The organism is Pseudarthrobacter arbutini, assembly GCF_054510915.1.
In genome coordinates this window covers 26,455-51,008 of record NZ_JBTNDQ010000003.1, presented here as the reverse complement: position 1 = coordinate 51,008, position 24,554 = coordinate 26,455, and the positions used below count along the sequence as shown (strand labels likewise).

At 65.4% G+C, this 24,554-nt stretch carries 24 protein-coding genes and 1 pseudogene; 9 read left to right on the top strand and 16 right to left on the bottom strand.

What is annotated here, in order from left to right; all coding sequences use genetic code 11:
- The first annotated feature begins 3 nt into the window (after positions 1-3).
- From ureG to ACX80V_RS04185, 3 genes are read left to right on the top strand one after another with little or no spacing between them, the layout of a single operon-like run.
- A complete protein-coding gene (ureG, locus tag ACX80V_RS04195) occupies positions 4-618 on the top strand; it encodes an urease accessory protein UreG (protein ID WP_141138964.1) in 615 nt (204 codons plus the stop codon).
- Positions 615-1,484, top strand: a complete 870-nt coding sequence (locus tag ACX80V_RS04190) for an urease accessory protein UreD (RefSeq protein ID WP_485842102.1) — start codon at positions 615-617, stop codon at positions 1,482-1,484. Before ureG ends, ACX80V_RS04190 begins: the two co-directional genes overlap by 4 nt.
- The gene (locus tag ACX80V_RS04185) at positions 1,485-2,546 is read left to right on the top strand and encodes a HoxN/HupN/NixA family nickel/cobalt transporter (protein ID WP_485842101.1); all 1,062 of its coding nucleotides are present in this window, start codon (positions 1,485-1,487) and stop codon (positions 2,544-2,546) included.
- A 53-nt stretch (positions 2,547-2,599) separates the two neighbouring features.
- Here the strand turns inward: ACX80V_RS04185 and arfB are convergent, their stop codons facing one another.
- The 3 genes from arfB to ACX80V_RS04170 all read right to left on the bottom strand — a co-directional run bounded on the left by arfB (position 2,600) and on the right by ACX80V_RS04170 (position 3,625).
- Positions 2,600-3,022: an alternative ribosome rescue aminoacyl-tRNA hydrolase ArfB gene (gene arfB / locus ACX80V_RS04180; RefSeq protein ID WP_485842100.1), complete on the bottom strand. Its 423-nt coding sequence runs from the start codon at positions 3,020-3,022 to the stop codon at positions 2,600-2,602.
- A gap of 79 nt (positions 3,023-3,101) precedes the next feature.
- Entirely contained in the window at positions 3,102-3,362 is a 261-nt protein-coding gene (locus ACX80V_RS04175) for a type II toxin-antitoxin system RelE family toxin (protein WP_485842099.1), read from the bottom strand.
- Entirely contained in the window at positions 3,359-3,625 is a 267-nt protein-coding gene (locus ACX80V_RS04170; protein ID WP_485842098.1) for a type II toxin-antitoxin system Phd/YefM family antitoxin, read from the bottom strand. The genes ACX80V_RS04175 and ACX80V_RS04170 overlap by 4 nt, the downstream gene beginning before the upstream one ends.
- 187 nt (positions 3,626-3,812) lie before the next feature.
- Here ACX80V_RS04170 and ACX80V_RS04165 point away from each other — a divergent pair, with 187 nt between their 5' ends.
- Positions 3,813-5,039: a multidrug effflux MFS transporter gene (locus ACX80V_RS04165; protein WP_485842097.1), complete on the top strand. Its 1,227-nt coding sequence runs from the start codon at positions 3,813-3,815 to the stop codon at positions 5,037-5,039.
- Between the two features lie 36 nt (positions 5,040-5,075).
- Here the strand turns inward: ACX80V_RS04165 and ACX80V_RS04160 are convergent, their stop codons facing one another.
- The 5 genes from ACX80V_RS04160 to ACX80V_RS04140 form a co-directional block, all read right to left on the bottom strand.
- Complete coding sequence (locus tag ACX80V_RS04160) at positions 5,076-5,369, bottom strand: type II toxin-antitoxin system RelE family toxin (protein WP_056347463.1); 294 nt, start codon at positions 5,367-5,369, stop codon at positions 5,076-5,078.
- On the bottom strand, positions 5,366-5,641 hold the full coding sequence (locus ACX80V_RS04155) for a type II toxin-antitoxin system Phd/YefM family antitoxin (protein WP_056347465.1): 276 nt from the start codon (positions 5,639-5,641) through the stop codon (positions 5,366-5,368). The genes ACX80V_RS04160 and ACX80V_RS04155 overlap by 4 nt, the downstream gene beginning before the upstream one ends.
- Positions 5,642-5,743: 102 nt before the next feature.
- Positions 5,744-6,448 carry an alpha/beta fold hydrolase gene (locus ACX80V_RS04150; RefSeq protein ID WP_485842096.1) on the bottom strand — a complete coding sequence of 235 codons (705 nt, stop codon included), beginning with the start codon at positions 6,446-6,448 and terminating at the stop codon, positions 5,744-5,746.
- A 9-nt stretch (positions 6,449-6,457) separates the two neighbouring features.
- On the bottom strand, positions 6,458-7,222 hold the full coding sequence (locus tag ACX80V_RS04145; protein ID WP_485842095.1) for an ABC transporter ATP-binding protein: 765 nt from the start codon (positions 7,220-7,222) through the stop codon (positions 6,458-6,460).
- Between the two features lie 35 nt (positions 7,223-7,257).
- Positions 7,258-8,397 carry an ABC transporter permease gene (locus ACX80V_RS04140; RefSeq protein WP_485842094.1) on the bottom strand — a complete coding sequence of 380 codons (1,140 nt, stop codon included), beginning with the start codon at positions 8,395-8,397 and terminating at the stop codon, positions 7,258-7,260.
- A gap of 166 nt (positions 8,398-8,563) precedes the next feature.
- Here ACX80V_RS04140 and ACX80V_RS04135 point away from each other — a divergent pair, with 166 nt between their 5' ends.
- The 3 genes from ACX80V_RS04135 to ACX80V_RS04125 are packed head-to-tail and all read left to right on the top strand — an operon-like array spanning position 8,564 to position 11,737.
- Positions 8,564-9,892 (top strand): sensor histidine kinase, encoded by a 1,329-nt coding sequence (locus tag ACX80V_RS04135; RefSeq protein WP_485842093.1) that lies wholly within the window; start codon positions 8,564-8,566, stop codon positions 9,890-9,892.
- Positions 9,885-10,538: a response regulator gene (locus ACX80V_RS04130; protein WP_485842092.1), complete on the top strand. Its 654-nt coding sequence runs from the start codon at positions 9,885-9,887 to the stop codon at positions 10,536-10,538. The genes ACX80V_RS04135 and ACX80V_RS04130 overlap by 8 nt, the downstream gene beginning before the upstream one ends.
- 47 nt (positions 10,539-10,585) lie before the next feature.
- Complete coding sequence (locus tag ACX80V_RS04125; RefSeq protein ID WP_485842091.1) at positions 10,586-11,737, top strand: GGDEF domain-containing protein; 1,152 nt, start codon at positions 10,586-10,588, stop codon at positions 11,735-11,737.
- Here ACX80V_RS04125 and ACX80V_RS04120 read toward each other — a convergent pair.
- Positions 11,734-13,258 (bottom strand): annotated as a pseudogene (locus ACX80V_RS04120) (SulP family inorganic anion transporter). The gene ACX80V_RS04125 and the pseudogene ACX80V_RS04120 overlap by 4 nt on opposite strands.
- 213 nt (positions 13,259-13,471) lie before the next feature.
- Here ACX80V_RS04120 and mptB point away from each other — a divergent pair.
- Positions 13,472-15,091, top strand: a complete 1,620-nt coding sequence (mptB, locus tag ACX80V_RS04115) for a polyprenol phosphomannose-dependent alpha 1,6 mannosyltransferase MptB (protein ID WP_485842090.1) — start codon at positions 13,472-13,474, stop codon at positions 15,089-15,091.
- A gap of 133 nt (positions 15,092-15,224) precedes the next feature.
- Here the strand turns inward: mptB and ACX80V_RS04110 are convergent, their stop codons facing one another.
- The 3 genes from ACX80V_RS04110 to ACX80V_RS04100 form a co-directional block, all read right to left on the bottom strand.
- Positions 15,225-16,481, bottom strand: a complete 1,257-nt coding sequence (locus tag ACX80V_RS04110) for a sugar ABC transporter permease (RefSeq protein WP_485842089.1) — start codon at positions 16,479-16,481, stop codon at positions 15,225-15,227.
- The gene (locus ACX80V_RS04105) at positions 16,478-17,302 is read right to left on the bottom strand and encodes an ATP-binding cassette domain-containing protein (RefSeq protein ID WP_485842088.1); all 825 of its coding nucleotides are present in this window, start codon (positions 17,300-17,302) and stop codon (positions 16,478-16,480) included. The genes ACX80V_RS04110 and ACX80V_RS04105 overlap by 4 nt, the downstream gene beginning before the upstream one ends.
- Before the next feature lie 96 nt (positions 17,303-17,398).
- Positions 17,399-18,475 carry an ABC transporter substrate-binding protein gene (locus ACX80V_RS04100; RefSeq protein WP_485842087.1) on the bottom strand — a complete coding sequence of 359 codons (1,077 nt, stop codon included), beginning with the start codon at positions 18,473-18,475 and terminating at the stop codon, positions 17,399-17,401.
- 205 nt (positions 18,476-18,680) lie between these two features.
- Here ACX80V_RS04100 and ACX80V_RS04095 point away from each other — a divergent pair, with 205 nt between their 5' ends.
- Positions 18,681-19,490: a DeoR/GlpR family DNA-binding transcription regulator gene (locus ACX80V_RS04095; RefSeq protein WP_485842086.1), complete on the top strand. Its 810-nt coding sequence runs from the start codon at positions 18,681-18,683 to the stop codon at positions 19,488-19,490.
- A gap of 135 nt (positions 19,491-19,625) precedes the next feature.
- Here ACX80V_RS04095 and ACX80V_RS04090 read toward each other — a convergent pair whose 3' ends face one another.
- Genes ACX80V_RS04090 through ACX80V_RS04075 form a run of 4 tightly spaced genes read right to left on the bottom strand, consistent with a single transcriptional unit; the run spans position 19,626 to position 24,422 of the window.
- Positions 19,626-20,678, bottom strand: coding sequence for a 2-hydroxyacid dehydrogenase (locus ACX80V_RS04090; RefSeq protein WP_485842085.1), 1,053 nt, complete (start codon positions 20,676-20,678; stop codon positions 19,626-19,628).
- Positions 20,679-20,698: 20 nt separating this feature from the next.
- Complete coding sequence (locus ACX80V_RS04085; protein ID WP_485842084.1) at positions 20,699-21,337, bottom strand: histidine phosphatase family protein; 639 nt, start codon at positions 21,335-21,337, stop codon at positions 20,699-20,701.
- The gene (locus ACX80V_RS04080) at positions 21,334-22,818 is read right to left on the bottom strand and encodes an FGGY-family carbohydrate kinase (RefSeq protein ID WP_485842083.1); all 1,485 of its coding nucleotides are present in this window, start codon (positions 22,816-22,818) and stop codon (positions 21,334-21,336) included. The genes ACX80V_RS04085 and ACX80V_RS04080 overlap by 4 nt, the downstream gene beginning before the upstream one ends.
- Positions 22,815-24,422 (bottom strand): FGGY family carbohydrate kinase, encoded by a 1,608-nt coding sequence (locus ACX80V_RS04075; protein WP_485842082.1) that lies wholly within the window; start codon positions 24,420-24,422, stop codon positions 22,815-22,817. The genes ACX80V_RS04080 and ACX80V_RS04075 overlap by 4 nt, the downstream gene beginning before the upstream one ends.
- Between the last annotated feature and the right edge of the window lie 132 nt (positions 24,423-24,554).

Below are 24,554 nucleotides of genomic sequence, written 5' to 3'. Positions count from 1 at the left end.
ACCATGAAACTCATCAAAATCGGCGTCGGCGGTCCTGTCGGCGCAGGCAAGACCCAGCTCGTGGAACGCCTGACCCGCCACCTCAGCGCCGAGATTTCGATGGCCGCGATCACCAACGACATCTACACCATCGAGGACGCCAAGATCCTCGCGGCAAACGGGATCCTGCCACTGGACCGCATCATCGGCATCGAAACCGGCGGCTGCCCGCACACCGCGATCCGGGAGGACACGTCGATGAACTCGGCCGCTGTGGAGGAGCTGCGGCTGCGCCACCCCGGGCTCGAAGTCGTCTTCATCGAAAGCGGGGGAGACAACCTTTCGGCCACGTTCAGCCCGGAACTGGTGGACTTCTCGATCTACATCATCGACGTGGCGCAGGGCGAAAAAATCCCGCGCAAGGCCGGCCAGGGCATGATCAAGTCCGACTTCTTCATCATCAACAAAAAGGACCTGGCCCCGTATGTGGGTGCCGACCTCTCCGTGATGGAGGCGGACACGCTCGAGTTCCGCGGCAACAAGCCCTACTGCTTCACGAACCTCAAGACCGACGAAGGCCTGGAGCACGTCATCAACTGGATCAGGCGCGACGTGCTCATGCTTGACCTCCGCCAGTGACGGGTGCGCCTGCGCCCGAACTCCCGGTGCGCCGCGCCGCCGTCGAAGTCGCCGGTACGCTCGCCCTCACCGTGGGTGTGCGGGGCGACCGCTGCATCGCCACGAGCCAGTACCACCAGGGCGCGCTGCGCATCCTGCGCCCGCACTACCTCGATGACACCGGCCAGGTCTGCTACGTGGTGGTCAATCCCGGGGGCGGGTACGTCGGTGGCGACGAGTATGAAATCGACATCACTGTGGAAACAGGGGCCCGGCTCCTGCTGACCACGCAGTCCGCGACGAAGGTCTACCGCACTCCCGGGACCCATGCCGAGCAGCGGACGCACATCCGGCTCGGCCCCAACGCGAGCCTGGAATCTGTGCCGGACCCCCTGATCGCTTACCGCGGGGCGACGTACCGGCAGGCCACAGTGGTGGAGATGCACGGCAGCGCCTCGCTGGTGATGGCCGAGATCCTCACCCCGGGCTGGTCCCCGGACGGCACGCTGTTCGGCTATGACGAAATCCGCCTGCGGAACGAGATCTCGGTCGACGGTCGCCTGGCGGTGCTCGACAACCTGTTGACCCGTCCAGTGACCGGAGCGGCGCCGATCAACGGCATGGCCTTCCTTGAGGACTACACGCACGTCGGTTCCCTCCTGGTCATGGATGTCCGCGTGGACGCCGCACTGCTGAACGAGCTGAACGAGCTGTTGCTGCCGCTCGCCGGCGGCTGCAACCTGGGAATGTCACTGCTCGACGGCGGCCTGGTCATCCGGGCCTTGTCCCACGCCACCGAGCCGCTGGACGCCCTCATCCGCGCCGGCGTCGATTTTCTGCGATTCCGCTGGCACGGCCAGCCCCGCCTCAACCTTCGAAAGTACTAAATGAAAGCCCTCTTGAACCACCACGAGCGGGAAGCCCTCCCGACGGCCCGCCGTTTGGCGGTCACCTTCGCAGCAGTCGCCGCCCTCCACATCGTTATGCTCGCGCTGCTGGCCGATTCGCTGCGCACAAACCACAACCCTGTGGTGCTCGGCCTGCTCATCACGGCTTACCTGACCGGTGTGAAGCACAGTTACGACTGGGACCACATTGCGGCGATCGACAACTCCACCCGCCGATTCGCCGCCCAGGGCCGCAGCCCCGTCAGCGTGGGCTTCGCCTTCAGCACGGGCCACAGCATGGTGGTTGTGCTTGCCGGGGTGCTTGTGGTCAGTGGTGCCGGCATCATTCAGGACGCACTTAATGACGGCTCGTCCGCGAACATGGTTTTGAGCATTACCGGGGCATCCGTCTCGGGTCTGTTCCTGCTGACCATCGGTGTTTACAACGCCGCCGCGTTCCGACGTACCGCATTGCTGTACCGCCGGGTCAAGGACGGTGCAACGGTCACCCGCGAGGCGCTGGCACCGACCGGACTCGTGGCACGCCTGCTCGACAAACCGCTCTCCCGCGTCAATCGCCCGCGCGACATCTTCGTGCTGGGATTCCTCTTCGGCCTCGGCTTCGACACGGCCTCGACGATCGCGTTCCTGCTCCTCACGGCGACGGCCGCCCTCGCCGGCATCTCCCCGGTGGCGCTGATGGCCCTGCCCTTCGGCTTTATGGCGGCGATGACACTGTGCGACACGGTGAACGGCGTCGCGATGATGAAGATGTACCGGAGCGCCGTGGTGGATCCCCGGCGACGGATCGGCTTCAACATGGTCATCACGGGTGTGTCTGCAGCCTCGGCACTGTTCATCTCGGTCATCACCATCGCAGGCGTACTGCACGGGATGCTCGGACTCACCGACCCGGTGACCACCTTCCTTGCCGAAGTCGACCTCGGCCACGCCGGGCTGGTCCTCGTGGCGCTGCTGCTGTTCATCTGGGCTGCGCATACCTGGGTGCGCCGCGCCAGCGACGCCGCCTCAGCCACAACGGGCGGAAACCCGCAGGGATAGGGCTCGACGGCGCTACTCGGCGGACGGCCGCCGGCGCCAGGCCGGGGGCCGCGCTACTCGGCGGACGGCCGCTGCCGTTGCCGCTTCGTCGCCGAACGTTGTTCTTTGGCGGCGAGGCGACGGCGGTTCGAACCCCGGGTGGGTTTGGTCGCCCGACGGCGGGGGCCTTCGGGTGCCAGACCATCAGTCACGAGGTCGGCGAGTTTGGCCAGTGCGGTCTCGCGGTTGCGCAGCTGGGAGCGCTGCTCGGAGGCGGTCACGGTGATCACCCCGGCTATGAGGCGTGGTCCGAGCCGCCTGAGGAGCATCTGCCGCTGGTCATCCGTGAGCACGGCGGAGCCGGCGATGTTCCATGAGAGTTCCGCGCGGCTGTCCGTCGTGTTGACGTGCTGACCGCCGGGCCCGGATGAACGCGAAAACCGCCAGCGGAGTTCCGACGCCGGAATTGTGAGCGCGGGCGACACCTCCAGATCCATGCAACCAGCGTTGCACACTCCGGGCGCGATCCACGCCCTCAGGCTCGGGCCTACCAAATAGCGCGCATGCTCTTAAACCCTAATGTTGGTAGATGTCGCGCCGGTGGCCCATGGCGACAACCAGGACGATCAGCTGTGCGTCCCGGATCTCGTAGATGATCCGGTAGTCGCCGGTCCGGACACGCCAGTCGCCGCTGCTTCCGGAGAGTTTCTTGGCTCCTGGGGGACGCGGCGTCTCGGCGAGCAGTTCGATGGCGGCTTGGATGCGTCGGCGCGCGTCGGGCGGAAGTTTGCGCAACTGCCGGACAGCGGCCGGAGCAAGCTGCACGGCATAGCTCACGCCAGGCCCAGTTCCGCCTTGACTTCCTCCCAAGGCACGGGGTCTTCGCCCGTATCGGCCATTTCGCTCCGCGCAGAGCTCGCCGCGCGGAGATCCTCCAGGTCCTCGGCAGCCTCGATCAAGCGGGCGAGATCCTCGGCGTCGATCAGCGCGGCCACGCGGCGTCCCCGGCGCAGCAGGTACACCGGTTCATGATTCACCCGCGCTGTATCGACCGCTTCCGAGAGCCGGCTCCGCGCGTCGGTCACAGTCATCTCACTCATGACCCTATTTTAGTCCTAATCCGCCGAAACGTACATAAGCGCCATAAAAGCGGAGCTACGCCCGTCGGGCTCGGGCAGGGGTACTGGCAGACCCCTGATAGGCAGGGCCCTCGCTAGGACGGGGATGACCGCGTTGTATTGAACGTGAAGCCCAGTCTTTGCCCCCAACCCGTAGAACGGAGCCAGCGTGACCGCCGTCGAAACCACCATTCCCGCACGCGAGCAGGCGGTGGGACGGCCCCTGGCGGTTGTGCTCGGCCTGCTGACCATCTTCGGTCCCATCTCCATGGACCTCTACCTCCCAGTCCTCCCGGCCCTCACCGCTGAACTGCAAAGCACGACGTCGGTGGCCCAGTTGACCATTACAGCCTGTCTGCTGGGCCTCGCCATCGGCCAATTGGTGGCAGGGCCGCTCTCGGACCGCCTCGGGAGGCGGACTCCGCTGCTTGTCGGCGTCGTTGCCTACACGGTCACGTCGGTCCTGTGTGCGCTGAGCCCGACCGTCGAGACGCTCATCGTCGCCAGGTTTGTCCAGGGCCTTGCCGGAGCCGTGGGCATCGTTATTGCGCAGGCCGCCGGGAGGGACGTCTACTCGGGCGCCAAGCTGATCCGCTACTACGGCCGCCTCACGGTTCTCGGCGGACTGGCCGCCATCATCGGCCCGGTCATCGGCGGGCAACTTGCGACCGTCACGGACTGGCGCGGAGTGTTCCTGTTCCTCGCGGCCGTCGGGGTCGCGGTCCTGGTGGCGTCATTGGGGATCTTCCGGGAAACCTTGCCGGCGAACCGGCGGGTGACCGGAGGCCTCTCCCACACGCTCCTGGATTTCCGCCGGCTCCTCGCTGACCCGGTGTTCGTCGGAGCTGTGCTGATCACCGGCTTCACGTACTCGGCGGTCTTCGCCTATTTGAGCGGCGCAACCTACATCCTCCAAGGCATGTATGGGCTCTCCCCGCAGGGCTACTCGTTCGCGTTCGGCCTGAATTCACTGGGCTTTGTGGTCTTCGGGTTCGTCGGTGGCCGGCTCGCTGAACGGTGGTCCGAACGGGGGACGCTCACCGTGGGCCTGCTCATGACGGCGGCCGGCGCCACGGGACTGCTGGCGACGGCGGTCCTGCACCTGCCGCTGATTGCCATTGTCCTGTCCCTGTTCACCATGGTCAGCGGGGTTGCCGTGACCAGCCCGCCGGCCACGTCGCTTGCCCTCAAGGATTATCCCGATATCGCCGGGACGGCCTCCTCATTGCTGGGGCTGGCCCGGTACGCCTTCGGAGGGATCGCCGCACCCTTGGTGGGCATCGGCGGCGCCAACGACGCCGTCCCCTTCGGCATCGTCGCGGCCGCTTCCGCTGCAGCGGCCGTGCTTTGCCTGGGGCTGGTCAAGAGGCGGCGTGGTCCGGATCGAATTCGCTGACCCGGACCACACTCGCGCACCGTCTATGGGTCTTTGTCAGCGAGGCTTGTAGACGTCCGCGCGGTGCTCGATGCGGTGGACATATAAGGTGTGCTCTTCAACATCGAGGGTGAACAACACGCGGTAGTCACCGCGGCGTGCGGTGCGCAGGCCCAGGAGTTCACTTGTGAGGGGCTTGCTGAGCCGGCGGGGATTGTCGGCCAGAACTCCAGTAACGAATTCGACAATTGCGGCAGCAGCCTTCTCCGGCAGCCGACGAAACCCCTTCAGCGCGGGGCTGGTGACTTCGATTCTCCAGGGGCCCTGCTCGTTCGAAGGTTCCTCAGTCACCTCGGCGGTAGCCCAAACTCGCGGCGCAGGTCATCGCCGCTGACGGTGTTCCCTGCCTCGATGTCGCGCCGGGCCTGTTCCAAATCTGTCCTGATGTCCGGCTGCGATAGCCAGTGGATGGTTTCCTGGAGTGACTCGAGGTCGTCAGCGGACATCAACACCGCTGACGGGTGCCCGTGGCGGGTGATCTGGATGATCTCATGCGTCTTGTCCGCCTCCTCCACGAGTGCGGAAAGCTTGTCCTTGGCTTCGCTAAGGGGCACGGTTTTCATACCGTGATTATAGCCTGAAGTCAGGCTATTTAGTGGCCTGACTTTTAGCCGATAATTGAGCTCGCGGCAGACCAGCCAATGTCACTGCTTAGATCCGCCGCGTTACCCCGCCCGTTCCACCGCCGCCAGGATCGCCTGGCCCAATTCCACAGGTTTGGTAAACTGGGGCCAATGGCCGGTGGGGAGGTCCACGTACTCGACGTCGCGGATGCGGGCCAGCTCGGCGGTGAAGGGATGGCCGGCGTCGATCCATTCGGTGAGGAGCGACGACGGGAACTGGCACGCGATCACAGTCGCCGGAACATCGTACCTGCGGACGTCATGCAGGCGCTGCCGGCCATGCGCAACGCCCCTGGGCTCGGGGACGGCGCGCGCCCGGAACGACGCGCGCAACTCATCGGTGAGGTCCACCAGATCGGCGTCATCGAAGCCATCCCACGGCGGCAGGGGCACGTCGTCGCCCTCGGTGGGCAGCCCGTCATTGATGACGCCGCCCTCGCCCAGGGGTCCGCTGTCCACGTAAATATTCCGGGCAACGCGGTCCGGCCGTGCGTCCGCCACGCCGTGGATGACCGCGCCACCACCGGAGTGCCCCACGAGGACCACCTTTCCGTCGAGACCGTCCAGAACGTCTACGACGGCGGCAATATGGTCCTTCAGAGTGATGCCGCCACGCCGTGCGTCCACAGATTCAAGGCCGGGAAGAGTCAGCGGATGGGTTGTGTGCCCCGCCGCCTCCAGGGCAGGCGTCACCTTCTCCCACGACGACGCGTCCAACCAGAAACCGGGTACCAAGATGATGTCCATGACGGAACCCTACTCCGCGACCCCGGCGCTAAGTAAGGCGCCGGGCACGACCGGGGCGGTCAGGCCGCCGTCGCGCATTACAGCGACGGCGTCGGTCAGCGGGACGAATTCGGTGTCGTGTGTGACCATCACCGTGGCCACCTGGAACTCGTCGGTGACCCGGCGCAGCAGCCCGACGATCGACGCGCTGCGCGCGTGGTCCAGCGCCGCCGTCGGCTCATCCACCAGCAGCACCTTCGGGCTACCCATCAGCGCCCGGGCAATGTTCACCCGCTGCCGCTGCCCGCCCGAGAGCTGGTGCGGCCGCTTGCCGGCGGACTCAGCCAAGCCCACTAGATCCAGAAGTTCCGCGGCGCGCAAACGCGCGGCCTTCAGGGACTTGCCGCGCAGGTGGTGGCCAATCATCAACTGCTCGACGGCGGTCAGGGACGCCAGGAGGTTGGGCTGCTGGAAGATGATGCCCACCGTCTCCCGCCGCAGCGCGGTCAGTTCCTTGTCCTTCAGCCCTCCGGTGTTGACCCCGCCAATAATCACGTCCCCGCTGGTGGGGCGGACCAGGGTGGCGGCGACGGCCAGGAGGCTGGACTTGCCCGAGCCGGACGGGCCCACCAGCGAGACGATCCGGCCCGCTGCGACCCGGAGGCTGACGCTGTCCAAGGCCTTGATGGTTCCGCCGCCGTCCGGGTATTCGAGGGTGACGTTGCTGAGGGTCAGCGAGTGGGTGAGGGCGGAGCCGGCGGTAGGGGTGAGGGGCGCAGCAGCAGTTACAGACATGGGGGAGTACCTTTCAAGAGTTTCAGGGAGAGGAATTAGTTGCCACCGAGGGCGATCAGCGGATCGACGGTGGTCACCCGGCGTACTGCCAGCGCGGCGCCTGCCAGGCCCAGGGCCACAATTCCCAGCACGGGCAGCAGCGTGGTGGCGGGCGTGACCAGGAACGGCGCGGCCTGTGCCGCGGCGAATCCGCCCAGAATTCCGACCGCCCCGCCCAGGCCCGCGCCGGCCAGCAGCACAATGGCGGCCTGGGTCATGGCATCGCGCAGCACGTAGCCGCCGGATGCGCCCATGGCCTTGAGGACGGCGATATCGCGGGTGCGTTGCACTGTCCAGACCGTCAGGAACGCCACGATCACCAGCGCCGAAATCCCGTAGAGGAACGCCTGCATCAGCATCAGCGACCCGTTTTCGCTCTTGAAGGAACCCAGCGCCTGGAACGAACCCGTGAGGCTGGTGCTGACCGTACGCGCCATCGCATTCGCCGACGCCCCGTCCACTACGGCCCCGTCTTGGTACGTGACGGCGACGACGGTGGCCACCGGGATGCTGCCCGGCGCGCTGCCGGCAGCCGGCGCTACATGCGCCACCTCGGCCCAGGTGGGCAGCGCCGTCCACACCACCCCGGTGTGCGAATACCACTGGTCATCCACGACGGCGGCGACGGTCACGTCAGTGCCACCCACCGTGGCCGTATCCCCGACGTCGAGCGAGAGATCCGCGGCGACGGTCGCGCCGATCACCACCAACCCCGCCCGGACCTGCGACGGCGCCAGCTGGCCGTCGTCGGCAACGCCGAACACCGCCACATTGGTGGTGCCGCCGTCGCCGCCCTGGAGGCGTGACTGGCTGATGCCCAGGGCCTCGGCGCTTGCCACGCCCGGGACGTGCTTCCAACTGTCCACCTGCGCGGCCGTCACTTCGCTTTCGGTGAAGGACGCCGTGGGCTGGTTAGTGCCCGGGGCGCCAAAAACGATGCTGTCCACCGGCCCGGAGCCAGCGCCGCTTCCCGCCGGGCCACCGCCCAGCTTCCCGATGGCGGACGTGGACTGGTCGCCTAGCCCTGCGGTGAGCCCGGAGAGCAGCACCAGCAGCAGCGTCACCAGGGCCACCACGCCGCCCATCAGGGCGAACCTGCCCTTGGCGAACCGGATGTCGCGAATAGCGAGAAACACGTTGTACTTCCTTCAGTGGGGGGTGGAATTCCTTCTGAATCCACTCTCCGGCGCATCGGCCCGGCCCACATCGAGGATTTAGTTGAGCCCGGCGGGACAAGAGGTTGAAGAGGCGGTCAACCTTTTGGTTGATCCGCACATTCCCGCAGGCGCCTAAGCTGGTGAAATGCCTGCTGCGGACCCACAGACCACCCCGTCGGGGGCTGCCATCCTGCGGTTCCTTCGGGTGACGCTTCACGTCGGTTTTGCCGTGCTGCTGCTGGTCGCCATCCTGCGGCTCCACTTCGCTGACGGAGCCGTCGGCACGCACGGCGCCGGCACTCCCCTGGGAGCGCAGCGCCTCGCCTGGTCCGCACTCGCCCTTGCACTCGCCGCGGCCTATCTCGCCGGCACCATCCTGGAGAAGCGCTTCGCCGCCGGCCGCTCCAGCTTCAACCCGCACCCCTACGCCGCCCCCTGGCTGGGCCTTGTCACAGCACTGTGGGGCGTCCTCCTCGCCGGCAGCGCCGAATTTTCCTGGGTGGCCTTTCCGCTCTTCTTCCTCCACCTGCATGTTCTACCTCGCCGGATTGCGCTGCTCACCATCGCCGCGATGACGGCCGCCGTCGTGGCCTCGCAGTGGGTTGCCAGCGGGCTGCCGGCGCCCACCCTGCCCATGGTGCTGGGACCGGGGCTGGGTGCGGTCTTCGCCGTGGTCACCGGGCTGGCTTACCGCGCGCTCTACCAGGAGAGTGAGGCGCAGCGGCTGGCCGCGGACGAACTCCGGCGCACCCGGGCCGAGTTGGCCAAAACGCAGCACGACGCCGGCGTCGCTGCCGAACGTGAGCGCCTGGCCCGCGAAATCCATGACACCCTCGCGCAGGGCCTGTCCAGCATCGTCCTGGTGGCGCGGGCGGCAGAGAAGTCCCTGGCCAGCGGCGACCTTGCCACCGCCGCCGAGCGCTTCGCGCTGGTGCAGCAGACGGCGTCGGAAAACCTCGCGGAGGCGCGCAGCTTTGTCAGCGGGCTCACGTCGCCCCAGCTCCAGGAGTCGTCGCTCCCGGAAAGCCTGCAGCGGCTCTGCGGCGAAACCGAAACCTTGGCCGCCGCCCGCGGCGACGGGCTCCGCTGCCGCTTCGAGCTGGTGGGCGACCCCGCGGAGCTGCCGCCGCAGTACAGCGTCACCCTGCTCCGGGCCGCCCAGGCCAGCCTTGCCAACGTCAGGCTCCACGCCAAGGCGGGCACCGCCGTCGTCACGCTCGCGTTCCTCGGGGACGAGGTCACCCTTGACGTGTACGACGACGGCACGGGCTTTGTGCCGGAAGCGCCAGATTCCGGCGTGGCCGGCCGGGCGGATGGCAGCGGGTTCGGGCTGCGTTCGCTGGCTGCCCGGGTGGCTGAACTGAACGGCTCCCTGGACGTCGAGACGGCACCCGGCGAGGGGACCGTCGTCGCCCTCCGGCTGCCGCTCACCGGCGGGGCAGCGGCGCCGAGGGGGAGCGGGACTGATGGGTAGTCTCCGCATTCTGCTGGTGGATGACCACCCCGTGGTCCGCGCGGGACTGCGCGCCATGCTCACCGAATTCGAGGACTTCAGCGTGGCTGCCGAGGCCGCCGACGGCGACGCGGCGCTGCGCGAACTCACCCGGCTGCGGATGCTGGGGGACCGTGTCGACGTGGTCCTGATGGACCTGCAGATGGGTGCCGGGATGGATGGCGTCACCGCCACCGCCGCGATCCGGCGGCTGGACGCCCCGCCGCCGGTCCTGATCCTGACCACCTACGACACCGAGGCGGACATCCTGGCCGCCGTCGAGGCAGGCGCCAGCGGCTACATGCTCAAGGACGCCCCGCCGGAACAGATCCGCCAGGCGGTACTGTCGGCGGCGGCCGGCCAGACGGCCCTGGCTCCGAAGGTCGCGGCCCTGCTGATGTCGCGGATCAGCAGCCCCGAAACTGCCCTCACAACCCGCGAAGTGCAGCTGCTTGAACTGCTGGCCACCGGCCTGACCAACCGCGCCATCGCCCGGCGGCTCTTCATTTCCGAGGCCACGGTCAAAACCCACCTCGTGCACATTTACGGCAAGCTCGGCGTGGACAACCGGACCTCGGCCATCGCCTTGGCCACGCAACGCCGGATCATCCGCGCGCCCGGCCAGTAACGGTGCCATACTGGGCGTTCACACGTCGTCGTCAGGGGGCTTCGGAAATGGTCCTGGATACCGTCACCCTGAGGGTGGCGTTCAGCCTGATGGCGCTCTTTCTTGGCCTGCTGTTCTATTTCTTCACCTACCGCACCACGCGCGCGCCGTACAGCGGCTGGTGGTGCGTGGCCTTGGTTCTGTTTCTTACCGGAGCCCTGGCGTTCCTGCTGGATGGCACACCCCTTCAGCGGTGGACTAATCCGCTGGGGCATGTCCTGCTGGTGTCGGGGGCGGTGAGCGTCTGGGCCAGTGCCCGTTCACTGCGGGGGGCATCCCTTCGGCCGTTGATGTTCGCCGCCGCGCCCGCCGCCACCCTGGTGGCTTGTGTTCTTGACAGTCCGGCCACAAACACCTGGGCAGGTGGGCCAGTCTTCCTGGGCTCGATGAGCCTGATGTTTGGCCTGGCGACCCGCGAGATGTGGCCGTCGGAACATGCTTACACGCGCGTGCGGATCCCTATGACGGCATCAGTGGGGCTGGTGTCCGTCTTCTACCTGGGCCGTCTGGTTGCGTTCCTCACCGACGGGCCCGGCGGACCCATTTTCGAGTTGTTCTTCGGCTCGGCAACCACCACCATGCTCACCATGGTGCTGCTGGGGGTGGTGTCTTTCAGCATGGCCGGTCTCATCAGCGAACAGCAGACCCGCGCCCTGCGCATGGTGGCCACGCGTGACGACCTCACGGGCCTGCTCAACCGCAAGGCATTCCTTGACCTGGCCGTGGGGCTGCTGAACGACAGTGCCGTCACGCGCGGAACGGGCGCCCTGATCCTCGCTGACCTGGACCATTTCAAGGCAGTCAACGACACCCACGGCCACGCCGCCGGTGATGTCGCGCTGCAGGCCTTCGCCGCCGCATGCCAGGACACCGTTAGGTCCACGGACCTGGTGGGCAGGTACGGCGGCGAAGAATTTGTCCTCCTTATCCCGGGCGCCACCGCCGGGCGGGCGGAGAAAATCGCCGAGGAAGTCAGCCGGCGCCTCGCCCAAATGCCCACCGCCGACGGGCTGGAATTGCCCACCGTCAGCTACGGCGTGGCAATGTACGACGCCGGGACCTCCGAAGTGGAAGACCTCATCGCCGCCGCCGACAGTGCCCTGTATGTGGCCAAGTCATCGGGCCGGAACCGCACCGTCCACAGCGACCGGATTGTCTAGTTCAGCTTTCCCGCCAGCCGTTCCCGCATAACAACGCTGGCGGCATTGAGCCCGATCAGCTCCACGTCCCTGCCGTGCCGGCGGTACTTCTCGGTCACGGCGTCCAGCACGGCGACGGTTGAGGCGTCCCACAGGTGCGAGGCGTGCAGGTCCAGAATCACCCGGCTGATGTCCGGCTCGGCGTCCAGGGCGTACTCGAACTGCGTGTACAGGTCGTTGGACGAGGCAAAGAACAGCTCGCCGTCCACCGTGTGGGTGGCCACGTTCTCACCGTTAAGTTCGACGACGGTCCGTTCCACCGTGACGAAGTGCGCCACCCGCCGGGCGAACAGCGCCGTGGCCGCCAGCACGCCCGCCCCGACGCCGATGGCCAGGTTGTGGGTGGCCGATACGACAGCCACGGTGATCACCATGACGGCGGTCTCGGACTTGGGCATGCGGCGAAGGGTCCGCGGAGCGATGGAGTGCCAGTCGAAGGTGATGGCGGACACGAAGATCATTACGGCCACCAGCGCGGCCATCGGAATCAGGCCCACAACATCGCCGAGCCCCACCACCAGGACCAGCAGAAAAACGCCGGCCAGGAACGTGGACACGCGGCTCCGTGCCCCGGATCCCTTGACGTTGATCATGGTCTCCGATCACGGCGCAGCCGCCCATGCCGCCGAAAAAGCCGGTGACGATGTTCGCCACGCCCTGGCCCCAGGACTCGCGGGTCTTGGTGGAGCGGGTGTCCGTGATGTCGTCCACCAGCTTGGCGGTCATCAGCGATTCGAGTAGCCCCACCAAGGCCATGGACAGCGAGAACGGCGCGAGGACCTGGAGCGTCTCCCACGTCAGCGGGACATTGGGGACAAACACCGAAGGAAAGCTCTCGGGCAGCTGGCCCTTGTCCTGGACGGTGGGCACATCCACGCCGGCCAGCACGGCAAACAGGGTGAGCACCACGATGGCCACCAAAGGTGAGGGCACCGCCGTCGTAATTCTTGGCAGTCCCACCACGATGACCAGGCCCACGGCCACCAGCGGATAAACCATCCACGGCACGCCGATCAGTTCGGGAATCTGGGCCATAAACACCAGGATGGCCAAGGCGTTCACGAAGCCCACTATCACCGAGCGCGGGATGAACCGCATCAACCGGGTGACGCCGAGGACCGCCAGCAGGATCTGGAAAACGCCGGCCAGAATCACGGCCGCAAGCAGGTGGTCCAGGCCGTGGCTGCGCATCAGCGGGGCGATGACCAGGGCCACGGCGCCGGTGGCGGCGGAAATCATGGCGGGCCGGCCGCCCACAAAAGAGATGGTGACAGCCATGGTGAACGAGGCGAACAGGCCGATCCGCGGATCCACCCCGGCGATCACCGAGAAAGCGATCGCCTCCGGGATCAGCGCCAGCGCCACCACCAGGCCTGCCAGCGCCTCGGTCTTCAGCCGCCGCGGCGAGCGAAGCGTGGCACGGACTGATTGGAGCTGCTGAGGCGTGCTGGCCCGGGCATCCGGGACGCTTCGTACGGCCATAGCTGGCTCCAATCGTGCGGGTGAAGCTGGCAGTGGCGGCTTCATTCATAGGCGGGGATGGGGCGGCGCGACGCCTCATTGCGAAATAGGGGGCACGTCCGCCCCTACAAGTCTGGGGTACGCCGCGGGCCAACTGCTAAAATGACTGGGTTGTAGACCGGCCTATAGCTAGTCCAGCCAGCGCCGTAACGTAAGTAGGGGACCACACAAGACATGACGGCAGGCGGTTCACACATCGGCACTTCGGAGAGCGTCCCCGGTCCGTCGAAAAAGACGGCGGCCGGCGCGGAGCTCCCGGAGGCTGCCGCGCCCGCCCTAGCTCCCCCCACGAAGCGCCGGGTGTACATCGCCACCTGGCAGGGGTTCCTCGGCGCCCTCATGATGTTTGTGGGCTCGATCGGAACGGGCTGGATCGCCAACGGCTCACCCATGATCCGCCAGCCGGTGGTCATCGCGCTGCGGACCGAGGGCTGGGGCGTGACGCTGTCCACCGTGCTCCTGACGGTGGGGGCGATGCTCCTGATGCGGTCCTGGCTCCGGCTGGGCCAGCGGCTGGACGACTGGGGCGAACACTCGCTGCGGTCGGTGGTCATAGCCATTTCCGCCTGGTCCCTGCCGCTCCTGCTGGCCGTCCCCATCTTCTCCCGCGATGTCTATGCCTATACCGGCCAGGGCCGCCTGGTCATGGAAGGCCAGAACCCCTACGCCGTGGGCATTTCCACCCTCAACAACTGGTTTGCCCTCGGCGCGGATCCGGCCTGGGCCGAGAACAGGACCCCCTACGGGCCCTACTTCCTGTGGCTCGCCCGCGGCGTGGTGGAGCTGACAGGGGCGCAGCCCGATGTGTCCGTCCTGCTGTTCCGCCTGATCGCCGGCGTCGGGGTTCTGCTCTGCGTCATTTACGTGCCCAAGCTGGCCGAACTGCACGGCATCAACGGAGCGCGGGCACTCTGGATCGCGGTGGCCAACCCGCTGTTCCTCATCAGTTTCGTGGCCAGCGCCCACAACGACGCACTCATGGTGGGCCTCGCCGTCGCCGGTGTCTACTTCGCCGCGACGAAGCGTTACCTGGCCGGAATCCTCCTGGTCACGGCCTCCATCGGGATCAAGCCGATCACCGTGCTGCTCCTGCCGTTCATCGGAGTCATGTGGGCGGGGCACGCCGCCTCGTGGACGCGGAAGTTCCTTATTTGGGGAGCGACGGCGGGAATCAGTTTCGCCGTTCTGGCCGTCAGCGGGATCCCGTACAACCTCGGGTTGGGCTGGGTCTGGGCCATCATGGACCCGACGCCGGGGTACACCGGCTATTCGCCGTCAGGGTTCCTGGGGCAGCAGGTGGAGTTCCTCGGCAACGTGCTGGGACTGCCGGGCGGCACCATCGCGGACCTGCTGCGGACGGGCATGAAGTGGGCGGCCATCGGGCTGGTCCTGCTGCTGATGTTCCGCGGCGACTACTCGCGGGCGGTGCGCCGGCTGGCCCTGGCGTTCACCGCCGTCGTGATGCTTTCGCCCATCATCCAGCCCTGGTACATCCTCTGGTTCCTGCCGTTCCTGGCTGTGACGGGCATCCGGAATGACTGGCAGATCCGGTGCCTCTACGTGGGCGTGACGTTCTTTGTGGTGTTCGGCGCACAGGACCAGCTCTCGGTCTGGTCCTTTGTGGAGCTGGCCATTGACGCGTCGTCGCTGGCGTTCGTGACAGCGCTGCTGTTCACGTTCTATCTGCTGGTCCTGGACATCCACACGCGGAAGCTGCTGATCGAGGGCAAACCCTCGGACTGGGCCCGGCGTGGTTGGCGCTGGCTGCTGGACCAGCGCCGCACGGCCCGCTGAGGCAAGACCCGCCACACGGGAATTGGGACTGCTATAGGTACTGCTTACGCGAGGGCTTCCGGCCCGGCCATCACCAAGGGCCCCTGCCATTTTTGCGGCAGGAGCCCTTGGGTAGGAACTTGGCGGTTATTGCTCAGGCCCTGCCGTGTGCGGATCGAGACCGGCGGGAGACTGAGTCGAGGGTTACTGCCAGGAGCAGCACCACACCCGTGACCATGAAACGGAATGACGAGTCGAGATTCAGCAGGGTGAGGCCGCTGGAGATTGACTGGATGACGATGATCCCCAAGATGGCGGCGAAGGCGCTGCCACGGCCCCCGAACAAGCTCGCTCCGCCGATGACAGCCGCAGCGATTGCGTTCAGGTTTACGTCGCCGGTGCCGCTTCCCTGGTTGGCGGCTGCGAGGCGGGCGGCTCCAAGGAGTCCTCCTATCGCTGCGAGCGTTGAGCAGGTGATGAAAACGGATGTGTAAATGGCTTTGACATTTATGCCGGCGCGGCGGGCTGCTTCTGGGTTGCCGCCGACGGCGTAGACGGAGCGGCCCCACTTGGTTCGTTTGAGCAGGTAATTAAGGATCAAGGTCAGTGCGATGAACAAAATGAACATCCAGCCGACTCCGCGGCTTTGGTTCAGGTAGGAGACAGCTACAACGAGGACTACCAACAGCAGAACGGCCCGGAGGGCGACATTCTGCACGGACATGGCGGACAGGCCGGCGATTCTGCGGGCTCGTGAGTGGAAATAGTCGGTGGCGAACATACCTGCCGCTGCGGCTGCTACCAGTACGTAGGACAGCCAGATGGGCACGAATGCCAGTTGCGCGAAGTACACCAGGGGTGAGTCGAACGGCAGGTTGATGGATCCCTTGGCGCCCAGGATGTAGAGCTGCAGCCCCAGGAATCCGAGTAGCCCGGCGAGGGTGATGACGAAGCTGGGAACGCCGAACCGGTTGAAGATTTGTCCATATATCCAGCCGGTGCCGGCTCCGAGGGCACCTGTGGCCAGGATAACCAGCCAGACAGGCCAGCCCATGTTGACCGAAGTGACTGCGACGACAGCGGCGGCCAGTCCGCTGACGGAACCGACGGAAAGGTCGATTTGGGCTACCAGGAGGACGGAGACGATGCCGAGGGCGATGATCCCTACGGCTGAGCTTTCCATGGTGAGGTTGACCAGGTTTGCGGGGGAAAGAAAGATCGGGTTCAGGGCCTGGAGGACGGCCCAGATCACGACAAGTCCGCCGATGACGGGCAGGACACCGAGGTCGCCGGAGCGGGTTCGGTCCAGGAATGCTTGGAACTGGCCTTTGAGTCCTGTCCGGTCTTGCAGCCGTTCGTCCTGCAAGTCCATGGCGAGGGAGGCGGGAGCGGTTTGTGTCTTGCTTTTCATGCTGCGTCGGTCTCCTGGGTCGGTCCCTGGTCGGTGCCGCGTGCTGCGGAGCGTCGCGAGACGACGTTGTCCGTTGCTCCGGTTATGGCGGCGATGATGTCTTCGGTTGAGACGTCGCGGACCCGGAAGTCCCCGTTGTTGCGGCCAAGGCGCAATACAACAACCCGGTCCGCGACTGCCTTCACGTCGGCCATATTGTGGCTGATCATGATGACGCCGTGGCCGCGTTCGCGCAGTCTTTCAACGAGGTTGAGCACTTCGGCGGTCTGGGCGACGCCGAGCGCTGCGGTCGGCTCATCGAGGATGACGATTTTGGGGTCTCCGAGCAGGGACCGGGCGATGGCGACGGTCTGCCGCTGGCCGCCGGACAGCGCTGCAATGGGTGTCCGGACAGAGGGGATCTTTGCCGAGAGCTGCCTCAGCAGCTCCCATGAACGGACTTCCATGTCCACTTCGTTCAGCCGGAGCGGTGATATTTCCCGGCCAAGGAAGAGGTTGTCGACCACTGTGAGGTTGTCGCAGAGCGCCAGGTCCTGGAAGACGGTGGCGATGCCGAGGTGCTGGGCGGCCGCTGGACTGGAAATCGTTACTTCCCGGCCTTCAAACGCGATGGTGCCGGAGTCGGCTGAATGTACTCCCGAGAGTACCTTTACCAGCGTCGATTTGCCGGCGCCGTTGTCACCGACGACAGCGACAACTTCGCCTTCGGCTACGTCCAGCTCAATGTCCATTAGCGCGGCGACGGCACCGAAGGACTTGTTTATGCCGCGCAGTGACAGCAGTTGGGGGCTTCCTGCTGCGGCGATGGGTTCTGATGGCATGTTTTTCCCTGTTGTTCTCTGGGGTAAGTGATGTTGGGGTTGGAGGTTCCGGTGTCCGGACCGGAGCACCGGAACCTCCTTGCCTTGATGCCGGCTCTACTTGATGCCGGCCTTGGCGCAGGCTGCCGCGTAGGCGGAGGTGCAGAGCTCGGACGCCTTCACGATTCCGGTGTCCACCAGCGACGCTTTGAGGTTTTCCGTGGTGACCACTGTCGGGACGAAGAGTTCCGACGGGGTGTTGAACAAGGTGGTTTTGCCCGCAGGCTTCTCGCCCTTGGCAAACGAGTAGGCAATCTGAGCGGCGGCCTCAGCCACAGTCTTGATTGGCTTGGAGATGGTGTTGTACTGATCCCCGGCCACAATGCGCTGGGCGGCGGCGAGCTCAGCGTCATTGCCTGTTACGGGGGGCACTTCGGTTCCGGCAGCTTTGAACGCCGCGATGGCGCCGCCTGCCGTGCCGTCGTTTGCCGCGACAACTCCTGCGATTTTCCCGGAGAACTGGGTAATCTGGCCGCTGACCCAGTCCTGGGCTTTGGTCGGTTCCCAGCCCGGGGTGTCAAACTCGGCGAGGAGCTTGAACCCACTCGGGTCAACGGCGGAGTGGATGCCCTTCTTAATCAGTCCGGCGGCTGCGTCAGTAGGGGATCCGTTGACCTGCAGCAGTCCTCCCTGGACGTTGGTTGCCTTGAGATGGTCGACCAGGGACTGGGCGATCATCGAACCGATCTTTTCGTTGTCGAAGGAAACGTAGTAATCGGCGGGGGCGTCAGGGATCGGGCGGTCGTAGGCGATGATCGGGACGTTCTGCGCCTTGGCTGAGTTGACGATCGTCGCGGCAGCTGCGGAGTCTACCGGGTCAATCACAATTGCCTTTACGCCCTGGGCGAGTGCGGAGTTGGCCTGTTCCTGCTGCTTTGCCGCGCTGGCGTTGGCGTTTGAATACACCACGGTGCATCCCCCACAAAGCTCCTTGATCTTTGCTTCAAACATGGGCTTATCAAACAGTTCATACCGCGTTGAGGCGATATCCGGCATCAGAAACGCTATTTTGGCGGCCGAGGCGTCGCCCGTGCCGGCTCCTGCAGAGCCCTGGGAACCGCAGCCAGTGGCGGCGATGCCGATAATGGCGGCCGTGGCGGCTGCCGTCATGATGCGCGCGTAGAAGTTCTTCATTGAATTCTCTTTCGTGAGGTGAGCCAAGCGAGTTGGGTCCTCCATGACCTCAACTTGTATGTCGAGAATAACAGAAAAAATGTGAAATAAGTCACCAAGATTGATAAATTGTTTCATGGCTTGTGCGGGCATATCCTAAGCACAGGCCTGCCGTATGGGTCCACGCAGTCGTGGAAACCCGCGCGCAGCGACGAAAGTGAGCATGATGAACGACAACCCCGGACTCAAAAAGCCGCGCATCACCCGGCAGCGGCGGATCATCGAACATGTTGTGGGCGCAGGGTTTTCCAGTGCCGCCGATCTTGCGACCCTCACCAACGTCAGTCTGATGACCATCCACCGCGACATCGATGATCTGGCAACCCGGGGCATCCTGCGCAAAGTCCACGGCGGAGTGTCGGCACTGCCCTCCACTGTCTTTGAGGCGAGCTCGGAGATCCGGATGCAGATCCAGCCGCAGGCCAAGATGGCGCTTGCGCGCAAGGCCCTGGAGATGGTCGAGCCAGGCATGTCCGTGATGCTGGATGACTCCACCACCGTGTTCGCCCTTGCCCGGTTGCTCAACGATGTTGGACCCCTGACAGTCATCACCAACTACAGGCAGGCGATAGAGCTGTTCCGGGAGAACGATGACATCCGGCTGATCGTGACCGGAGGCCAGTACTCACGCACCCATGACTCTTTCATTGGCCTGCCGAACGACGGCTCGTTCAGCTCCTACGCGGTGGATGTCGTGTTCCAGTCCACCTCAACGATGGGACCTGAGATGACGTATCACCAGGAGCAGGATGTCGTTCACATGAAGCGGGCCATGCTGAAGGCCGGCACTCGACGCGTGCTGATGATGGACGGGTCCAAAGCTGGGCGGACATCGCTCCACCACTACGTTCCCGTGAGTGATTTCACCGACCTCATTCTTACTGACGATGTCTCTTCCGAGTTCAGGGAAGCGGTATCTGAGCACACCACCTTACACATCGCCCCGCTGCATTCCACGCACAACCAGACTGGCTAATCCGGTCTGCAGGAGGGCATTCTCGACGATTCCGATCCGGCACCGAAATGGCGCCGAGGGTTGCGGGCGGGGCCAAACGACCATGCCGGCCCCCGGAGCCGCGGGAGCCGGCGCGCCCGGGGTGCCAGCGTGGTTCTAGGCCGTGCGTGCTGGCATGAGGGCTTCGGGGTTGGCGCAGTGGGCGAGGGGTTCCCCGTTCAGGTACCTCCGCACATCCGCGGCCACGATCTGTGCCGCCTTGTTTGCGGTCGCTTTGCTGGCCCCGGCCAGGTGCGGGGTCATGACGATGTTTGGGGTGGTCAGCAGCCTGGAGGCTGCGGGAATGGGCTCCTCGGGGAAAACGTCAAAGGCGGCGCCGAAGAGGTGGCCGGAGTCGAGGGCGTCGCAGAGTGCGTCGTAGTCCAGCAGGGCGCCCCGTGCGCAGTTGACGATGATGGAACCGGGCTGCAGGGCGGCGATCTGTTCAGCTCCGATCATGCCGGTTGTCTCGGGCGTGACGCGGGCATGGAGGGTGATGACATTTGAGCGGGCCAACAATTCGTCGAACTCGACCTTTTCCGCCTGTCCGGCCAGTACGTCTTCGGTGACGTACGGGTCGTGCACCAGGACTGTTGCCCCGAAGCCTTGCAGCATGCGGGCAACGCGGCTGCCGATGGCTCCGTAGCCGACCAGACCGACAGTGCTGCCTTCGAGTTCGGGGCCGACGTTTTCGTACATGTAGTAGTCACCCCGCCACGTTCCGGCGGACAGATCGGCGTTGGTCTGGGGGATGCGGCGCATCGCGGCCAGCATCATGCCCAGGGTGTGCTCGGCTGTTGCTGCAGCGTTCCGTCCCGGTGCTGACGTTACGGCTACACCGTGCCGGGTTGCTGCTTCCAGGTTTGCGTTGACGGGGCCTCCGCGGCTGATGCAGAACAGTTTGAGCTCGGGGCATGCTTTCAGGACTTTTTCCGTCAGGGGGGCCATCTGCGTGATGCAGATTTCCACTCCCTGCAGGGCTTCGATGAGTTCATCTTCGGTCCCGGAGGCTTCATCAACTTCTGCGACCCGGCCGAAGGGGACGACGGGCCAGGGCAGGGTGAGTTCGGTGAAGGACACGCTGCGGTCGGTGACTTCCTTGGCCACGGCGCCAGTGAGCAGGTCATTGAGTACGAAGTGGTCGCCTGCGGCGAGAATGCGGGTGGTCATGATGGGATCTCCTTGCTGGATCAGGGCTGGGGCTGGGAGGCCGGCACGGTGCTGTCCGCGACGGGGGTGTTGAACTCGAGCACGGAAACGTAGCCGTCCCTGACGCTGATTTCAGTGAGTGAGCAGTTCCGGATGGCGGGGAAGACCCGCCGGTATTCCCTTAGCGGGATGCCGATCAGCTGGCACAGGGCGAGCCGGATTGCCGTGGTGTGGGCTACTACCAGCACCCGTTCGTCCGGATGTTCCTTAGTGATGTCCTGAAGGCAGTCCACGAATCGGTCAGCGGCTTCAAAGGGGTCCTCTCCGCCGGGGAGATGGTGCTTCGCCGGATCAGCCCGGAAATGCGCCAGGGCCTTAGGGAAACGCTGTTCCATCTCGGCGGTTGTCAGGCCGTCGCCTTCGCCGAAGTCCAGTTCACGCAGGCGCGGGTCCACCTGCACGCTGAGGCCTGTGACCTTCGCACTGGCCTCTGCTGTGGCCTGGGCGCGGCTCAGAGTGGAAGTGTAGATCGCGGAGAGCCCGGCTGTTTGGGCCCAGTTTGCGAGCTGCGCCGCCTGTTCATGGCCTCTGGGAGTCAGGTCGATGTCGCTGACTCCGGCGTAGCGGTTATCGGCGTGCCAGACGGTCTCGCCGTGGCGGCACAAGATGATGTTGGTCATGCGTTAGTCCTCTTGATGGCGTGTTCAGCAGCTGTGGAATCCAGCCAGCCGCGTTGTTCCAGTTCGGTGATGAGGCGGACGTAAGAGTCGTCGAACCGTCCGGCCGACTCCGGGCGGGGCTCTAGGACCTGGCGTACCTTGACCATTTCTGCTGCGACGTCAGCGGTTTCCCGGTCCGGGGACGCGGCGAGGACAGCCATGCCAAGGGCTGGTTCTGCATTCTGGGGGAGTGTCACCGGGCGGCCGAGAACATCGGCACGTAACTGGTTCCAGTAGGGGCTTTTAGTGGCGCCGCCGGTGAGCACGAGGCTGCCGTCGGTGGGGGCACCCAGGAGGTCCAGATAGTCAAAGCAGAGCCGCTCGATGAACGCCACTCCCTGCAGGGCGGCGGCGTAGCGGTCGCCCTCATCTTCCGATGTTCCAAGAGTGAAGCCCCGGGCCTGTGGTGCCGCGAACGGGAACCTTTCCCCGGATGACACCAGGGGATAGGTCAGGACGGGTGCGGGTTCCCGTATTTTTGCCAAGGCCTCCAGGATGCCCAGGTCCTTTCCGGCGAAGTCACGGGAAATCACACCGGCCCCGGTGCTGGAGGCGCCTCCCGGCAGCCAGTCACCGTCAGGGCTTTTGTGGGAGTAGACCACCCCTAGGGGGTCCTGGATCAGGTTTCGTGTGACCCCCTTGAGGATCAGAGTGGTGCCCAGAACGGAATTCCAGCTGCCGACTTTCAGTGCCCCGGAGCCCAGCTGTGCTGCACATCCATCGGTTGCCCCTGAGATGACAGGGGTGCCTGCCGGGATGCCGGTGGCGCGGGCAGCGTCGGCGGATACGGTCCCGATTCGGGTGCCTGAGCGGACGAGACCAGGAAGCATTTGACGCGGGACGTCCAACGCGTCCAACACGTCTTCCGGCCACTTCTCCTCAATCAGATGTGCACCCGTTTTGAGGGCGCTGCTCAGGTCCGTTGGGACCGGATGGCCTGTGAGGCGCTCATTGATGAAGTCTGACTGGTGCAGCAACCGTGTCCCGGCAGTCGGCGTTCCTGGATCGTTGAGGAGCCAGAGCAGCTTGGGGAGTGCCCAGGGAGTCTGCATCCGCTGGTAGCCGAGTTCGCTCCAGACATGCGATCCTGCCTGGTTCACCCGGTCGGTTTCGCCGCTGGCACGGCCGTCGTCATACATGAGTCCGGGGGTGACGGGGTTGCCCCGGGCGTCGGCGAGAAGGATCGTTCCCGAGGTGGCGTCCACTGCGACGCCGAGGACATTGCGGTGTTCGAGGCCCCGAAGTGCTTCCGACGCCGCCGCTGAGACGGCTTTCCACCATTGGTCCGGGTCCTGTTCATGCCGGTGTCCGTCGCGGCGGCTGGTGAGCTTTTGGGTGCCGGAGCCGAGGACGTCGCCGCCGGCGTTGACTGCCAGGGCGCGCACGCTCTGTGTGCCCAGGTCCAGGCCGACCCAGATGCTGCCGCCGTTCGTTGCTGTCATGATGTTCCTTCTAGGGTGGCCGGGTACTTCTTCCCGGGAACAGTCAGGTCGTCGGATCCTTCGGACGGGTGTTCCGGGACGATGACCGGCAGCGGGTCTGTGGCCTTTGTCTGCGGGCTTCGGCCCCGCATGGCCGCAAGTCGCGGCCATGTCTGGCTCACGGTGGTTCTGAGCGACAGGAAGTCCTCGTACAGCTCCGAGTATTGAGTGGCCTTCTGCGGGTCCGGGGTGAAGGTGTCCCGGATCCTGACGTACCAGGAGGAAACGTCCTCGACGCGGGCGGCTCCGCCCGTGGCGACCAGTCCGACGAGGAAAGCTCCCTTGGCGCCTACTTCCGTGTCCGTGGACCTCTGCACCGGAACGCCCGTAATGTCGGCGATGAGCTGAAGCCAGATGGGGTTGGCGGCCCCGCCGCCGCAGACCCGGAGTTCGGTTGGGGTGACTCCTGAGGTGCTGAGGCAGTCGCGGATGACCAAGGTCAGGCCTTCCATCACCGCGCGTGCGATATGTTCACGTTTGTGATCGAAGGACAGGCCCAGGAAGGACCCGCGCGCCTGCGCGTTCAAGAAGGGTGCGCGTTCCCCGGCCGGCGACAGATACGGTATGAACGCCAGGCCGCCTGCCCCTGGGGGGCATGTACCGGCGAGGTCGGCCAGCTCTGTCGGGTTATCCAGATCCAATAGCTGACAGGCCCATTGGATGACTTCACCGCCCGCCAGCGTCGGAAAGGCATTGAGGTATTTGCCGGGAAGGCCCAGGGCCACAGTCAGCCCGGCGGATTTTCCTTCCGTGCTCACGGTGTCGGCAACAATTTCCGTGCACAACGTCGTGCCGAGGATGCAGCAGGCCTGGCCGGGTTCTACCGCCCCGACTCCTATTGCCGTGGAAGCGATGTCGTACGAGGACATGACGACCGGCAGGCCGGCGGGTAGGCCCATCTCCAGTGCCGCGTGCTGTGTCAGCGAGGCAACCCGGCGGTCGTCTCCCCGCAGCTCCGGCAGGAAGGGCAGTGCCCACTCCATGTCATAGAGCTTCAGCAGTTCCGGTGAGTACTGGCGCGTGCGGATATCCATGAAGGGGGCAGCGCCGTCAGATTCATCGATGGCGAACTGCCCGGTCATTCGGGCAAAAAGCCAGCCACCGCAGGTGAGCGAGACGCTTGAGCGTTCGAGCCTTTCGAGGTCGTTCTGCTGCAGCCAGGTGAGTATGGCGTTGGGCAGACCTGGGAAGGTTTGGGATCCGTTGATTTGGAATGCACGTGTGAGCAGTCCCTGGCGTGACCATTCCTCCACAATGGCGGCGGCGCGTCCGTCGTTCCACAGGATCGCGGGCCCAGTGGGTTCCGCTGCCTCGTCAACGAGCCAGCATCCGTCGCCTTGGGCGGTAATGGCCAGGAAATCGATGTCCGACTTCAGCTGGCGCTGGACGCTGCGGACGCTGAAGACGACGGCATCCCAGACGGCGAGCATGTCCTGCTCGGCCCACCCCGGGTGCGGGCGGCTTACGGAGGTCGTCTGGCGGACGACCACCATTTCTGTGCCTTCTTCGTCGTAGCCGACTGCCTTGATCATTGTGGTGCCGGCATCAACAGCGATGACCGCCATGGCTTGGGCCTTTCTATTGGTGGAAGTATCTTCCTCGTGCGGGTGTGCTTTGGAGTTTGCGGTGCTCGTGACGGCGGGTGCCGTAATGGATGTGCCGGCAGAGTTCTCTCCAGCCACTTTCAGGTGTAGCGG

Bases quoted from the DNA above. Each gene is read 5' to 3' on its own strand.
- ACX80V_RS04130 (WP_485842092.1), top strand. From the start codon at position 9,885: ATGGGTAGTCTCCGCATTCTGCTGGTGGATGACCACCCCGTGGTCCGC.
- ureG (WP_141138964.1), top strand. From the start codon at position 4: ATGAAACTCATCAAAATCGGCGTCGGCGGTCCTGTCGGCGCAGGCAAG.
- ACX80V_RS04170 (WP_485842098.1), bottom strand. From the start codon at position 3,625: ATGAGTGAGATGACTGTGACCGACGCGCGGAGCCGGCTCTCGGAAGCG.
- ACX80V_RS04110 (WP_485842089.1), bottom strand. From the start codon at position 16,481: ATGAAAAGCAAGACACAAACCGCTCCCGCCTCCCTCGCCATGGACTTG.
- ACX80V_RS04145 (WP_485842095.1), bottom strand. From the start codon at position 7,222: ATGTCTGTAACTGCTGCTGCGCCCCTCACCCCTACCGCCGGCTCCGCC.
- ACX80V_RS04090 (WP_485842085.1), bottom strand. From the start codon at position 20,678: ATGACCACCCGCATTCTCGCCGCAGGCGACCACTTCGTACTCAATGAC.
- ACX80V_RS04125 (WP_485842091.1), top strand. From the start codon at position 10,586: ATGGTCCTGGATACCGTCACCCTGAGGGTGGCGTTCAGCCTGATGGCG.
- mptB (WP_485842090.1), top strand. From the start codon at position 13,472: ATGACGGCAGGCGGTTCACACATCGGCACTTCGGAGAGCGTCCCCGGT.
- ACX80V_RS04155 (WP_056347465.1), bottom strand. From the start codon at position 5,641: ATGAAAACCGTGCCCCTTAGCGAAGCCAAGGACAAGCTTTCCGCACTC.
- ACX80V_RS04135 (WP_485842093.1), top strand. From the start codon at position 8,564: ATGCCTGCTGCGGACCCACAGACCACCCCGTCGGGGGCTGCCATCCTG.
- ACX80V_RS04085 (WP_485842084.1), bottom strand. From the start codon at position 21,337: ATGACCAACATCATCTTGTGCCGCCACGGCGAGACCGTCTGGCACGCC.
- arfB (WP_485842100.1), bottom strand. From the start codon at position 3,022: ATGGATCTGGAGGTGTCGCCCGCGCTCACAATTCCGGCGTCGGAACTC.
- ACX80V_RS04095 (WP_485842086.1), top strand. From the start codon at position 18,681: ATGAACGACAACCCCGGACTCAAAAAGCCGCGCATCACCCGGCAGCGG.
- ACX80V_RS04075 (WP_485842082.1), bottom strand. From the start codon at position 24,422: ATGGCGGTCATCGCTGTTGATGCCGGCACCACAATGATCAAGGCAGTC.
- ACX80V_RS04105 (WP_485842088.1), bottom strand. From the start codon at position 17,302: ATGCCATCAGAACCCATCGCCGCAGCAGGAAGCCCCCAACTGCTGTCA.
- ACX80V_RS04185 (WP_485842101.1), top strand. From the start codon at position 1,485: ATGAAAGCCCTCTTGAACCACCACGAGCGGGAAGCCCTCCCGACGGCC.
- ACX80V_RS04080 (WP_485842083.1), bottom strand. From the start codon at position 22,818: ATGACAGCAACGAACGGCGGCAGCATCTGGGTCGGCCTGGACCTGGGC.
- ACX80V_RS04150 (WP_485842096.1), bottom strand. From the start codon at position 6,448: ATGGACATCATCTTGGTACCCGGTTTCTGGTTGGACGCGTCGTCGTGG.
- ACX80V_RS04100 (WP_485842087.1), bottom strand. From the start codon at position 18,475: ATGAAGAACTTCTACGCGCGCATCATGACGGCAGCCGCCACGGCCGCC.